This is a genomic window from Campylobacter concisus (assembly GCF_003048875.2).
Taxonomy (GTDB): Bacteria; Campylobacterota; Campylobacteria; order Campylobacterales; family Campylobacteraceae; genus Campylobacter_A; species Campylobacter_A concisus_AU.
In genome coordinates, this window is the sequence record NZ_CP049264.1 from 1,366,017 (window position 1) to 1,379,904 (window position 13,888).

General features: G+C 40.3%; 14 protein-coding genes. All 14 read right to left on the minus strand.

Features of this window, described 5'->3' with window-relative positions; translation table 11 throughout:
• Positions 1–269: 269 nt before the first annotated feature.
• Positions 270–1,784 (minus strand): 2-isopropylmalate synthase, encoded by a 1,515-nt coding sequence (locus tag CVT07_RS06845; protein ID WP_107936307.1) that lies wholly within the window; start codon positions 1,782–1,784, stop codon positions 270–272.
• A gap of 140 nt (positions 1,785–1,924) precedes the next feature.
• A complete protein-coding gene (gene pssA / locus CVT07_RS06850; RefSeq protein WP_107936309.1) occupies positions 1,925–2,656 on the minus strand; it encodes a CDP-diacylglycerol--serine O-phosphatidyltransferase in 732 nt (243 codons plus the stop codon).
• 1 nt (position 2,657) lies between these two features.
• Positions 2,658–3,275, minus strand: a complete 618-nt coding sequence (locus tag CVT07_RS06855) for a phosphatidylserine decarboxylase (protein ID WP_107936311.1) — start codon at positions 3,273–3,275, stop codon at positions 2,658–2,660.
• Between the two features lie 2 nt (positions 3,276–3,277).
• On the minus strand, positions 3,278–5,203 hold the full coding sequence (gene ftsH / locus CVT07_RS06860) for an ATP-dependent zinc metalloprotease FtsH (RefSeq protein WP_107936313.1): 1,926 nt from the start codon (positions 5,201–5,203) through the stop codon (positions 3,278–3,280).
• The gene (locus tag CVT07_RS06865) at positions 5,196–6,029 is read right to left on the minus strand and encodes a 50S ribosomal protein L11 methyltransferase (protein ID WP_087581519.1); all 834 of its coding nucleotides are present in this window, start codon (positions 6,027–6,029) and stop codon (positions 5,196–5,198) included. Before CVT07_RS06865 ends, ftsH begins: the two co-directional genes overlap by 8 nt.
• Positions 6,029–6,394: a chemotaxis response regulator CheY gene (locus tag CVT07_RS06870; RefSeq protein WP_002939933.1), complete on the minus strand. Its 366-nt coding sequence runs from the start codon at positions 6,392–6,394 to the stop codon at positions 6,029–6,031. The genes CVT07_RS06865 and CVT07_RS06870 overlap by 1 nt, the downstream gene beginning before the upstream one ends.
• 63 nt (positions 6,395–6,457) lie before the next feature.
• On the minus strand, positions 6,458–7,168 hold the full coding sequence (gene hisA / locus CVT07_RS06875) for a 1-(5-phosphoribosyl)-5-[(5-phosphoribosylamino)methylideneamino]imidazole-4-carboxamide isomerase (RefSeq protein WP_021083681.1): 711 nt from the start codon (positions 7,166–7,168) through the stop codon (positions 6,458–6,460).
• On the minus strand, positions 7,168–7,779 hold the full coding sequence (gene hisH / locus CVT07_RS06880) for an imidazole glycerol phosphate synthase subunit HisH (RefSeq protein WP_107936315.1): 612 nt from the start codon (positions 7,777–7,779) through the stop codon (positions 7,168–7,170). The genes hisA and hisH overlap by 1 nt, the downstream gene beginning before the upstream one ends.
• Positions 7,776–8,672, minus strand: coding sequence for a PDC sensor domain-containing protein (locus CVT07_RS06885; protein ID WP_009294679.1), 897 nt, complete (start codon positions 8,670–8,672; stop codon positions 7,776–7,778). Before CVT07_RS06885 ends, hisH begins: the two co-directional genes overlap by 4 nt.
• Positions 8,673–8,674: 2 nt before the next feature.
• Positions 8,675–10,456 (minus strand): UDP-N-acetylglucosamine 4,6-dehydratase (configuration-retaining), encoded by a 1,782-nt coding sequence (gene pglF / locus CVT07_RS06890; protein WP_012140180.1) that lies wholly within the window; start codon positions 10,454–10,456, stop codon positions 8,675–8,677.
• Entirely contained in the window at positions 10,457–11,548 is a 1,092-nt protein-coding gene (gene pglE, locus CVT07_RS06895; protein WP_107936317.1) for a UDP-N-acetylbacillosamine transaminase, read from the minus strand.
• 49 nt (positions 11,549–11,597) lie between these two features.
• Positions 11,598–12,188 (minus strand): UDP-N-acetylbacillosamine N-acetyltransferase, encoded by a 591-nt coding sequence (gene pglD, locus CVT07_RS06900; protein WP_107936319.1) that lies wholly within the window; start codon positions 12,186–12,188, stop codon positions 11,598–11,600.
• The gene (gene pglC / locus CVT07_RS06905) at positions 12,175–12,780 is read right to left on the minus strand and encodes an undecaprenyl phosphate N,N'-diacetylbacillosamine 1-phosphate transferase (RefSeq protein ID WP_012140183.1); all 606 of its coding nucleotides are present in this window, start codon (positions 12,778–12,780) and stop codon (positions 12,175–12,177) included. Before pglC ends, pglD begins: the two co-directional genes overlap by 14 nt.
• Positions 12,773–13,888, minus strand: coding sequence for a N,N'-diacetylbacillosaminyl-diphospho-undecaprenol alpha-1,3-N-acetylgalactosaminyltransferase (pglA, locus tag CVT07_RS06910; RefSeq protein WP_107936321.1), 1,116 nt, complete (start codon positions 13,886–13,888; stop codon positions 12,773–12,775). The genes pglC and pglA overlap by 8 nt, the downstream gene beginning before the upstream one ends.

The window sequence follows — 13,888 nt, forward strand, 5'->3', positions numbered from 1 at the left end:
AAATTTGTTTAAATTTAGCGCAATGACAGAAATTTGCATAAGCTTGTAAAGTGTATAGACAAGTGCGCTAAAAGAAGTCAGGCAAATTTTAAAATTTTATGAACGAGTAATTTCGGCTCTAAAATTTGAGCTAAGCGATAAGCAAAGCCAAATTTTAGTAGTCAACTCTTGTGGGTGAGTGAGAGTTTAAATTTTAAAAAAACGCAGCAAATTTAAAGAGTAGCTAAATTTAAATTAGCCAGCTGCAAATTTAGCAGCCAGCTAAAATTTTAGTTTTTATGGATGCGAAGGTAGCTATTTAGTGCGCCGACATAGGCTTTAGCGCTTGCCATCATCGTATCGATATCAAGTCCGTGACCCATTACGGCTGTCTTGCCCTCAAACTCGACTTTTACATCGACCTTTGCAAGAGCGTCTTTGCCCTGAGAAACAGCTGTGACCTTGTAGTCTTTTAGCGTGCCATTAATGCCGCTGATGCGATCAACTACCTTAAATATCGCATCTGCTGTGCCATTGCCAAGGGCTGAGTCGCTGATAACCTCGTCGTTGTGCTTGATACTCATAGAGGCACTTGCTAAGCTGCCACCGCTACTTTGAAGCAAGTCCGTGATCTCGTAAGCTTGCGGGATCTTGGTGATCTCCTCTGCAACAAGCGCTCTTATATCATCGTCAAATATCTCTTTTTTCTTATCTGCCAAGTCTTTAAATTTCTCAAACGCCTTATTAAGCGCATCGCTATCAAGGTCAAATCCAAGGCTAGCAAGCTTATCTTTAAACGCATGGCGACCGCTGTGCTTGCCAAGAACGAGCGAGTTTTTCTCTAAGCCGATGCTCTCAGCACTGATGATCTCGTAAGTCTCTTTGTGCTTTAGTACGCCGTCTTGGTGGATGCCACTCTCGTGCGCGAAGGCGTTTTTGCCAACGATAGCTTTGTTTGGCTGCGGCTCAATGCCTGTGATACTAGCGATCAGTCTTGAAGTCGGATAAATTTCTTTTGAGATGATGCCTGTGTAAAGCGGCGCAAAGACGTCCTGGCGAGTTTTGATAGCCATCACGATCTCTTCAAGTGCAGCGTTTCCAGCGCGCTCGCCGATGCCATTTATCGTGCCTTCAACCTGCCTTGCTCCAGCCTTTATAGCAGCTAGCGAATTTGCCGTAGCCATGCCTAGATCGTTGTGGTTATGCACCGAAACTACCGCTCTACCACCTATAAATTTTACTATTTCGCTAATGCGAGCTGTGATCTCCTCTGGATACAAGTAGCCAACCGTATCAGGGATGTTTATAGTTTTTGCCCCTGCGTTTATCGCTGCGTCGCAAATTTCTTTTAAAAAGCTCATCTCACTTCTGCATGCATCCTCGCAGCTAAACTCTACGTCATCGCAAAACGTTTTTGAGTATTGCACCGCCTCAACTGCACGCCTGATCACCTCGTCTGGGCTCATTTTTAGCTTGTACTGCATGTGGATCGGGCTTGTTGCTATGAAGGTGTGAATTCTTTTGTTTTTTGCTGGAGCTAGTGCCTCGCCAGCTGCCTTGATATCACGCTCAACCGCACGTGCAAGCGAGCAGACAGTGATGTTTGAAGCTTGCTTTGCGATCTGATTTACCGCGTCAAAGTCCCCTGGGCTAGCCGCTGCAAATCCAGCCTCCATCACATCCACACCAAGCCTTTCAAGCTGAAGTGCGATCTGAAGCTTTTCAGCTGTATTCATAGAAGCTCCTGGGCTTTGCTCGCCATCTCTTAAAGTCGTATCAAAGATTATAATTTTATTTTTATCCATTTTTTGTCCTTTTATAATTTTTTATATTTAAATTTAATGAGTTAAGTAAAGAAGAATTTGCTACCTAAGTAGCAGCAGTAGAGAGTTTTTGATTTCGATTTTTGGTAAAAATTTACGCGATTTTATTATGCCATTTTCGCTCATTCGCTCTCCTTTTTTTTGTGATTTTTACTAAACATTATCGCCGCTCTAATAATACCATAAAGCATATAAACGCTCATAAAAAAGGTCGCACTCTCGTAAGGATATAGATAAAGCATAGAAAATATAACTACAAGTGCTACTAAAATTCGCATAACATGAGTTTGTTTTAAATTCATCTTTTTAAAGCTTGGATAGCGGATGTTGCTAACCATCAAGATAGCCAAAACTGCTTCAAGCAATATCAAGCACCACTCAAAACCATATAAAAATTCATGCTTTAGATAAACACCAACCCAAAGCACTCCGATGATGGCTGCTGATGGTATAGGAAGTCCGATGAAAACATTTGGCTCATATGTGCCGGTAGTGACATTAAAACGAGCTAATCTAATAGCTCCAAAGACTACAAACATAGCTGCTATTAGCGCACCAAATCTGCCAAATTTTGCACCAACTGTTAGATAAAATAAAATCGCTGGAGCCACACCAAATGCTACAAGGTCTGCAAGGCTATCAAACTCCACACCAAATTTACTTGTAGTCTTTGTAAGTCTTGCCACGCGCCCATCAAGTCCGTCTAAAATCAGTGAAAGAATGATGTAAATAATAGCTTTAAAATAATTTCCCTGAATAGATGAAATAATGCTTATAACGCCCAAAAAAGCGCTTGCTGCGGTAAATAAATTTGGCAAGATATACATTAACTGCATTTTTTGTATGCTATTCATTTTATTTTTCCTCTTCAAAGTATCCAAGAAGCGAAGCAGCTTTAACGCTCTCGCCAACGCTTACGCAAATTTTAGTATCTCTTGGCAAGTATAAAATCACTTCGCCGCTTCCTAAAAAGCCAAATTTTCTAGAGGCTTTTAGACTGGTAATGTTATAAATTTCTAAACTTCTACTAAAAGCTCCAGCTATGATCTTCATAGCAAATTTGATATTTCCTTTTTCAAAACGAATTATCGCTCTTTCATTTAGCATCTCTGAAATTTTCATCGCCTGGCACAAAAAGAGTCCATGCCTTCTTTTAACTTCAGTGACGTTAGCATCGCTTATAGCCCTTAGCGTGCCTACTCCAAAAAATGGCTTTGAGATAACTATCTTAGCCACCTCTTTATCATCAAAATTTGAAACGCTAATCTCTTTTATCTTACCATCTATGGGCGAAAGTAAGGCTAGTTTATCATCAGTAAAAGGCTCTCTTTCAGGGTCTCTAAAAAAATATAGAGTTAAAAGAAACAGTGCTAGAAAAAATAGTGGCACAATACCAAACAATGCAGATATAGCAAATAAAATCAAAAAGAATAATATAAATTTATACCCTGCTTTTGCGATGTAGCCACTCATTTTTATTCCTCTTTTTTGCCTTTTTCCTCTTCTTCAAGCTCTACAAGCCTGCTTACAAGACCATTTTCTTCTTCGTAGTTTTTGATGATCTCTCTAACTCTTTTTCCCTCAATGGTCTCCTCTTCATAAAGTGCTGAAACCATGTTTTCAATGGCGCCTTTATAAATTTCAAGAAGACCAAGCACAGCTGTATATCTCTCATGAAGAAGCGTTTTTACAAACTCATCGACCTTTTCAGCCATCTTGTCGCTATAGTCTTTTATGCTTTGTCCGCCGTTTAAAAATGTTGCGCGTTGCTTTTCAAGCACCATAAGACCGGCAACATCACTCATACCATACATGCTAACCATAGCTTTTATGATATCAGTTGCACGCTCTAGGTCGTTGCTAGCTCCAGTTGATATCTCTTTTATAAAGACCTCTTCAGCAGCCCTACCAGCCAAAAGTACATCGACTTCTGCAAGCAGTTCATGCTTTTGCATCATAAATTTATTCTCTTCAGGTGTATTTAGCGTATAGCCAAGCGCTGCAAGACCACGTGGCACGACTGAGACCTTTGTCACTCTTTTTGCACCTTTTGTTAGCTCAGCTATCAAGGCATGGCCGCTTTCATGGTAAGTGACTATCTTTTTCTCTTTTGGATTTACACGGCGTGATTTTTTCTCTAAACCAGCTATCGATCTCTCGACAGCCTCTACCAGATCAGCCTGCTGGACAAAAGTCTTTGACTTACGTCCTGCAAGAAGTGCGGCCTCATTTATGATATTTTCAAGATCAGCACCTGCTAAACCAGTAGTAAGCCTTGCGATATCCTCGATATTTACATCTTTGCCGATTTTCACATCTTTCATATGGACTTTTAAGATGTCGCAACGTCCTTTAAAATCAGGCTTATCAACAAGCACTTGCCTGTCAAATCTACCCGGTCTTAAAAGTGCAGCATCTAAAACTTCAGGTCTATTTGTAGCAGCTATAACGATGACTGGCGACTTATCTGCATCAAAGCCGTCCATCTCAGAAAGAAGCTGATTTAGCGTTTGCTCTCTCTCATCATTGCCACCCATCGGACCAGAATTTCTGCTCTTACCGATCGCATCGATCTCATCTATAAATACAATCGCTGGGGCCTCTTTTTTTGCATTTTCAAAAAGGTCTCTAACCCTACTTGCGCCAACGCCAACAAACATCTCTATAAAGCTTGATGCCGACATAGAGAAAAATGGCACGCTAGCCTCGCCCGCAACTGCTCTTGCAAGAAGCGTTTTACCAGTACCTGGAGGACCAACTAGTAAAATGCCTTTTGGAATTTTAGCTCCAAGTCTTAGGTATTTATCTGGGCTCTTTAGATAATCAACTATCTCTTGAACCTCTTCTTTTGCCTCTTCTACGCCTGCAACATCGTCAAATTTAACTTTTGGTTTTTCAGAATTTATAAGCTTTTTTGCACTTCCTATGCCTAGTATGCCACCGCCGATATTCTTTTGCATACGACTAGCGATAAACATCCAAATAGCAAAAAATATAAACACCGGTATGATCCATGAAAATATAAGATCTCCAAACCAGTTATTTTCGCTATAAACGCTGTAAGTTATGCCGTTTTGCTCAAGTATGCCAATGAGCGTTGGATCATTTATCCGCTTTGCGAGGTAGATGGTTTTGTCATTACCAACGCCTTTTATCGTAGTTTCAGATATCGCAACTTCATTTAGCTGCTTATTTTTTAGCATATCCTTAAATTCAGAATAAGCTATCATCTTGCTTTGAGCGTTGCTACCAAGCCCAAAAGTACCGCCTAGTCCGTCGCCACTAAAGCTTCTAAAAGCTAGAACTATAACTATCGCAAAAATAGCAAAGATAAAGATGGGATTTTTGTTGAAAAACCCGTTATTATCGCCATTATTTTGGTTATTATTTTGATTATTCATCCATTTCCTTATAAACAAAGCTAACCCAATCATTAGCCTGTTTTATCTCAACTAGCTCCAAATCCTTAAACGTATCTTTAATCCTATCTTCGTATTTGTTCAAAATTCCAGACAATACTAAATAGCCGCCCTTTTTAAGCGATTTTTTCAAGTCATTTGAGAGCATAAAAATGACATCAGCAATGATATTTGCTACGACGATATCATATTTTTGCTCTAAATTTGCAATAGATCCTGTCCAAATTTTATTAAATTTAACCTCATTTAGCTGAGCGTTACTTAGCGAGCTTTGCGTGGCCTGCTCGTCCGTATCGCAGGCATCGACCTTGCAGCCAAGCTTTGCTAATGCAATACTTAATATCCCACTTCCGCATCCCACATCTAAAGCGGTATCGCCACTTTTTGCATATTTTTGCAAAAGTTGCAAGCAAGAATTTGTGCTTTCATGGTGCCCTGAGCCAAAGGCTAGAGCTGGGTCGATTATTATATTTGTTACGCCATTAAGTGGCTCTTCCCAGCTAGGTCTAATATAAATTTTATCAACCAAAATAGGCTTAACTGCCTTTTTATATTCGCCTAGCCAGTCTTTATTTTCTTTTAAATTAAGAGAAATTTTTAAATCATTTGAAATTTTACGAACGCTAGAGAGCCCTTTTGCATACTCTTCGACACCCCAAGCTATATCTTTTAGATCATACTCTTCCCTGATGATGATCTCATGGTCTAGCTCTTCTACACAGGTGACCCCAAAAGAAAAAACTAACTCTAAAATTTCATCATAAAAATTTGATGTTTTGATGCTTAATTCGTAAAATTTATCTTTCATTAACCAAGAACGTCTTCAAGCTTCTCTTTTAAAACTTGTGGCGTAAAAGGTTTAACGATGTAGTTATTAACACCTGCTTTTAAAGCTGTTATAACCTCGGCTTTTCCGCCCTCTGTTGTTACCATTATGATAGGCATATCAACATATTTTTGCTCAGCCCTTACCTTTTTAACAAGCTCAAGACCATTCATCTCAGGCATGTTCCAGTCAGTAATAAGAACCTCAATACCCTCGTTTTGTGTCAAGATATTCCAAGCTTCAAGCCCATGCTCAGCCTCGAGAATTTCTTGATGTCCTAACCTTTGCAAAGTATTTTTTATGATCCTTCTCATTGTTGAGCTGTCATCTACAACCAAAATCTTCACATAATATCCTTTTAGTAAAAATTGCCCTATTCTAGCTAATTAAAATTTATAAAAGCTTTAACGCTAGCCAACTTGTTTGAAAGCATCTTTCAAATCAAGTCGTCCCTCATAGTAAGCTTTACCAACGATCACGCCAGCTATCTCTTTTGTCTCTTTAAGTGCCAAAATGTCGTTTATATCGCTCACACCGCCACTTGCTATGGTTTCAAGCTTGCTGCTTCTAGCTATTTGCAAGCTAAAATCAACATTAACTCCGCCAAGCATTCCGTCTTTGTTAATATCGGTGCAAATCACAGCTTCTACACCCACATCTGCAAATTTTTTTGCAAGATCGACTGCTTTTATGTTTGAAACCTCGCCCCAGCCTTGCACTGCCACATAGCCATCTTTGGCATCTATGCCAACTACGACCCTGTAAATTCCAGCCATTTTTGCTGTAAATTCTGGATCACGAAGAGCAACTGAGCCAAGGATCACCCTGCTAACTCCAAGGTCTAAATAGCGCTTTATTCGCTCTTCATCTCTTATGCCGCCACCCACTTGCACCTTTAAATTTGTAGCTTTTACTATCTTTTCGATCGTGTTAAAATTTATAGCTTCTCCTGCAAATGCTCCGTCAAGATCAACCACATGCAGCCATTTTGCGCCGTAATCTTCAAACCTCTTAGCAAGCTCACTTGGCTCACTGCTATAAATTTTAGCGCTTTGCATGAGCCCTTTACTAAGCCTAACTGCCTGCCCCTCTTTTAGATCTATCGCTGGGAAAATTTCCATCATAACCTCGCAAAATTTTCTAAAATTTTAAGCCCAACCTCATGACTTTTTTCTGGATGAGGCTGAAAACCAAAGAGATTTTCATGCTGCACCACACTTGTAAATTCATATCCATAAGTTGTCTTTGCAAGTGCAAATTTATCATCACAAACCACGTGGTAGCTATGCACAAAGTATAAATACTCAAGCTCTTTTAATCCTAATCTTAAAGGGCTATTTTGTTTAAACTCGAGTGTGTTCCAGCCAACATGTGGGATCTTTAGTGGCTTATCAAATTTAGTTTCATCAAATTTAACAACCTCTCCTGGCAAAAGAGAAAGCCCCTCATGCTCGCCAAATTCAAAGCTTTTTTCAAACAAAAGCTGCATACCAAGGCAAATTCCTATAAAGGCTTTGCCATTTTTTACAGCCTCTTTTATCGCTTCATCCATGCCGTTAAATTTAAGTTTCTTCATCGCCTCGCCAAATGCCCCAACACCTGGTAAAACGATGTGAGAGTGCTCTTTTAAACTCTTGGGCTCACTTAGTAAAACGCACTCATGTCCAAGAAATTTAAAAGCATTTATCACGCTTTTGATGTTTCCAGCGCCATAATCAATAATAGCAATCATCTGTTCTCTTGCCTTTTTACGCTAAAGAGATAAAAGCTAAGTGCCGCCATCAGCATCGCCACACCGCCTATTAGATAGATAGCGTTTATGATATTTTCAGGTGCAGTGATAGCAAATTTAAAGACTAACATGAGAGCCTCGATTGCAAGTGCGATGATGATAGAGCCGATAAATCTAACCATAGTCTTATATATCACGCTATTTTCTTCGTGATTTTTGCCTAAAACCTCTTCTTCAAATATCGTCTTAACAAGGTCAAAAATGGCAAGAGCCAGCGTTAAAATGATGGTTGATTCAAAAATTTCTTCGACATTTATATGCTCGATACTCTTTGAGATAAAGCTCTTTACGCCGTGCCAAAATAAAAATGCGCAGATCATAAAAAGCGATGCACAAAAGAGCGCATAGACTGTCTTTAGAAATCTACCAAAATGCTCCTCGACAAAGCCGCTATCGACCATATTTAGGATATTTTCTAGGCTTATGTCGATGCAAGCGATAAATTTAAGCTCATTTTTTTCATTATAGATAGGCACGCTTGCTGTGACGCACAAACCTCCATTTAGACTTGATGGATATGGATCGCTTAAAACGCACCTTTTCTCGCGCACAGCGGTGTAGTAGTATGCCTTGTTTGCGCGGTTTTCACCTTTTGGAATTTTATACTTTTCATTTAGACTGATCGAGTCTTCGATCTGTATGCCATTTTCATCCAAAATGTATAGTGCATCAAAATTTTCTATCTCGTGGCTGATCTTATCAAAGCCAGCTTTTATGTTTTCTAAGCACACTCCAGGCAGTCTGTTTGGCAAATTTCTACTAAATAAATAGCAGATATACGCCCTTGCCTTGTATCTCGTGTCACTAAATCTCTTAATATCTTTTATAACCAAAACTAGCCTTTTAAATTTAATGCATGGTTAAACTCTGGCACGATCACCTTAAGAGCAGGTGCTACCTCGTCATCTTCAAGCTGCAAAAGCCCATTTATCTGTGAATTTAAAAGGGTCAGATCATAAGGCTGCGAGTGTGTCACAAAGATCGACTCATACTTAGTTTGAACGTCATCTTTGTTGATAAGCAGCTCCTCATAAAGCTTCTCGCCAGGTCTAAGCCCTACAAATTCGATGCCCAGATGCTCTTTATTTGAAAGCAGAAGCATCTTTTTAGCAAGATCGACGATCTTAACAGGCTCGCCCATATCAAGCACGAAAAGCTCTCCACCTTTTGCGATAGAGGCTGCTTGAAGGACTAGCTGGCACGCTTCAGACGTAAGCATAAAGTATCTTGTGATCTCTGGGTGAGTGACGCTTAGTGGCTTATTTGCAGCGATCTGCGCTTTAAATTTAGGTATGACTGAGCCACTTGAGCCAAGGACATTACCAAAGCGCACGCAAACTATCTCGCAGACACCTGCTTCGTTTGAATTTAGTGCGTAAAGCTCGCAAACACGCTTAGTTGTACCCATTATGTTTGTTGGACGCACTGCCTTGTCTGAAGAGATCATGACAAATTTCTTAGCACCATATTTTTTAGAAAGATCGACTGCATTTTTTGTGCCAAGGATGTTGTTTTCAACTGCTGAGCGAGGATTTAGCTCGCAAAGTGGCACGTGTTTGTAGGCTGCAGCGTGGATGACGATCTCTGGTCTAAATTCTTCAAAAACCTCTTCAAAGTCTTTTAAATTTGTGATATTTACAAGCTTGCTAACAGTTCTTTTATCTCTTGTATCTTCGCCTATTTTATAAAGGTTAAACTCGCTGTGCTCGACCATTATAAGCTCGCTTACGCCATATTTCAAGCACTGCTTACAAATTTCGCTTCCTATACTTCCGCCAGCTCCAGTGACAAGCACTTTTTTATCTTTTAAGAAATTTGAAATAGCTTCTGGATTAAGGTCTTTTGGCTTTCTAGCGAGCAAATCTTCGATCGAGATATCTTTGATCGGCTCATTTTCGATAAGCGAAAAGAGCTTCATATCTCTTATGCCATATCCAGTTAGCTCATCAACTAAGGCCTGAAGCTCGTCTTGATCAAGTGCTAGTGCGATGATAGCAGTCTTTGCGTCGTAGTCTTTTATAAGGCTTGGTATATCTTTTTTATCTTGAACTAAAAATCCATCACAATATGTGCCAACAAGATCGCTTCTGCCATCTACCACACCAACTGCATAGTAGTCAAGATAGCCCTGTTTTAAGCCGCGCAAGACGTGAAGCGCCTTTGAGGTTGCACCTATAACGATACAAGGCTCGCCTTTGTGAGGTCTGTTTGAAAAGTCAAGCACCATACGCTTTGAAATTCTCAAAAGCCCGATGAGTAGGCACGAGATGAGAAGGTCGATAAAAATGACGCTTCTTGGGTAAGGATTTAAAAAATCTTGTATGATGAAAAATACGATCGTAAATAAGATCGCCGCGCAAACGTGAGCTAGGAAAATTTTACGAGCCTCATTTAAGCCAAAAAATCTCCACGGCACCTTGTAAATTTTAAACATCCACATAAAAAAGAGCTTAAATACGATCAAAAATCCAGCCGTTACAAAAAGCCCTTGCACGTAGATGTCTGGGATGTCGGCGTTAAATCTTAAAAGATAAGCCGCATATATCGAAAAAACAAATATAAAAACATCGCCAAGAAGGAAAAATACGAGCCTTTTTAACTTCGTTGCATGAAACATTTACGCATTATCCTTGACTATTTTTATCACTCTTTCTTGTGTCTGCTCGCTCATATCGCTGCCGCTTGGCAAGCAAATTCCTCTTGAAAATAGATCTTCGCTATATCCATCGACAAAGCTTAACGCACCTTTAAAGACAGGCTGCAAGTGCATAGGCTTCCAAAGTGGGCGGCTCTCGATGTTTTCATCAGCTAGTGCTTTTATAACCTTTAAATGTGCATCTTTTTTAGCAAAAACGCCAGTCGTGAGCCATCTGTTTCCACGAGAATTTGGTAGCTCTGGCATAAATTCTAAAATATCTCCAAGCTCTTTTTCATAGATATCAAAGACTTTTCTCTTTTGCTCGACTCTCTTTTCTAAAACTTCCATCTGAGCCACGCCAATAGCACCTAGGACGTTACTTAAGCGGTAGTTGTAGCCATAATCTTTATGCTCGTAATGAAGTAGCGGTTCTCTTGCTTGCGTGCTGTAAAATCTAGCTTTTTCTACAAATTCGCTATCTCCAACTAGCATGCCGCCACCTGAAGTAGTGATGATCTTGTTGCCATTAAAGCTATATCCGCCCATCACGCCAAATGTGCCAAGTGCCTTGCCACCGTAAAATCCACCAAGTGCTTCAGCTGCATCTTCAACCAAAGCGATGCCTTCATTTTGGCAAATTTCGCAAATTTCTTTCATCTTTGAAGCTTGTCCGTAAAGATGAGTGACGACTAGCGCTTTTGGCTTTTTAGGTAAATTTGAGATCGCTTTTTTAAGTAGCTCTGGGCTTAAATTCCAGCTCTCGTCGCTATCTATAAAGACTGGAGTTGCCTTTTCATAAAGTATCGGCGAGACTGAAGCCATGAAAGTAAAGCTAGAAGCTAGCACAAGATCGCCCTCTTTTACGCCAAGGACGCGAAGTGCTAGGTGAAGTGCCGCAGTTCCAGCGCATAGTGCAAGCGCATCTTTGGCGCCAGTGTAGCTTTTTATGCTATCTTCAAATTTATTGACATATTCGCCAAGTGGCGCTATGTAGTTGCTTTCAAAAACTTTTTTTATATATTCTTGCTCTTTTCCACTCATATTTGGTGGAGATAAAAAAACCCTATCCATTTTCATACCTTTCGTGATTTTTTAGCGATTTTAGCACTTATTTTTAAATTTATATCTTAGCGCGCTCGCATGCAGGCACGCCATACGCCTTTATGCCGTCCTTTATATCTCTAACGACCACGCTTCCAGCGCCGATGATGCAGTTTTTACCGATGCTTATGCCTTGAATGACGCTTGAGCCAATGCCAATGTGCGTAAATTCGCCCACACTCACATTTCCAGCAAGGGCTGCATTTGGGCTGATGTGAGCAAATTTACCTATCACGCACTCATGCTCTATCACTGCGCCAGAGTTTATGATAGCGCCCTCTTTTATGCAAGCTTTTGCGTTTATCACGGCATTTGGCATGACGACCACACCTTTTTCTATCACAGCACTTTCGCTCACAACCGCACTTTTATGGATCAAATTTACTATCTCAAAGCCAACATCCTCGACCTTTTGGCTGATCTTTTGCCTTGTTTTATTATCACCTATGGCTATTATGATGTCAGCTTTTTCAAGCTCTGGGCTAAATTTATGCTCACTAGCATCATCTAAAAAAACTATCTCATCATAGCCATTATCTCTAGCGATGTCAGCGATCACAAGCCCATGCCCACTCGCTCCGTAGATGTAAATTTTCTTAGTTTTTGCCATTAAATTTCTCCGTCGTCGCCTGTCCCTCTTTGCTGACACCACTTCGTTTTAGCACCTTTTCGATGGTCTGCAAGGCGATCTTTACATCAAGCATAAAGCTTAAATTTTTAGCGTAATAGACGTCGTATTCAAATTTTTTCTCCCAGCTTATGGCGTTTCTGCCATTTACCTGCGCTAGACCCGTGATACCAGGGCGCACGTCGTGGCGGTGCTTTTGCGTTTCGTTATAGATGGGTAGATACTCGACTAGAAGCGGCCTTGGTCCAATGAAGCTCATATCGCCCTTTAGCACGTTAAATAGCTGTGGCAGCTCATCAAGACTAAGTGAGCGGATCAGTTTGCCAAATTTACCAAGACGCTGGTCATCTGGCAAGAGCTCGCCATTTGCGTCACGCTCGTCACTCATCGTCTTAAATTTATAAATTTTAAAAATTTTCTCATTAAGCCCTGGTCTTGCCTGCGTAAAAATGACGTCACGGCTTACCTTAAAATAGATAAAAATAGCCGTTGCTATGATGATAGGTGATGTTAAAATGAGCAAAAACAAAGCTCCCAAAATATCAATCACCCTCTTTAAAAAATTTCTATACATCTATAAATTTCCTATAAATTTCTATATATCTTTTCGCGATTTGCTTCTCGTCAAACTCACTAACTGCCCAGTCCCTGCCATTTTGCCCAAGCTTAGTGCAAAGTGCTTCATCATCAAGCAAAATTTTTATCTTACTAGCAAGATCACTTGCGTCTTTTACCTTACATAAAAGTCCGTTGTAGCCCTCTCTTACAGCCTCATTGCAGCCTGTCACGTCACTTGCAACGACTGCTTTAGCCATGCTCATCGCCTCTAAAACCGTTCTTGGAAAGCCCTCTTTATAGCTTGGCAAAGCCAGTAAGTAAGAAGCTTTTAAAAGCTGTGGTATGTCGTTTCTAGCGCCAAGATATCGCACCTTGCCACCTTTTAAAAAGCTCTCGTCGGCGGTTGATTTATTACCAGCAAAGCCCTCGCCCACAAAGACAAATTCGCAGTTTTTATAGCCATTTAAAATTTCTGCTGCCTCGTAAAATTCACGAACGCCCTTGTGCCACATGGCTCTGGCGATCATGAGAACCACCTTTTTTTCACCAAAGTCAGCTGCCTGCGTGATAGCTGGGTCAAATTTAGCAGTATCGACGCCGACACTTTTTATGCGATACACCTTGCTTTTATCTATCAAATTTTTAGAGATCAGATAGTCTGGGTCTGCGTCATTTACGAAGATGCAAGCATCAACTTTTGCAAAAGAGAGCTTATAAAGGCTCTCCATGACAAAACGCACGGCCTTTGTCTTAATATCATCATCGATATAAAAGCTACCAAGGCCTTCGACCAAATTTATCACGTGCTTTATGCCAGCGTTTTTAGCAGCAAATGTGCCAAAGACATTTGACTTATGAGCGCCAGTTTGAAGCAGGTCTAAATTTAGCTCGCCTAAAATTTGAGATAGTTTTTTTGAGTTATTTATCACGGTTAGCGGATTTAGGCTCGCCTTATCAAGCTCGTAGGTAACGGCGTGAAAGCTTTTAGCAAGCTCATTAGTGAAATTTCCTTTTGGAGCGATAGCAAAAACCTCATGCCCCATATCTTTTAAAGCCTGCATAATAGGGCGTCTAAAAAAGTGTATGCTCATATCAGCATGGCTTAAAAATCCTATCCTTGCCAT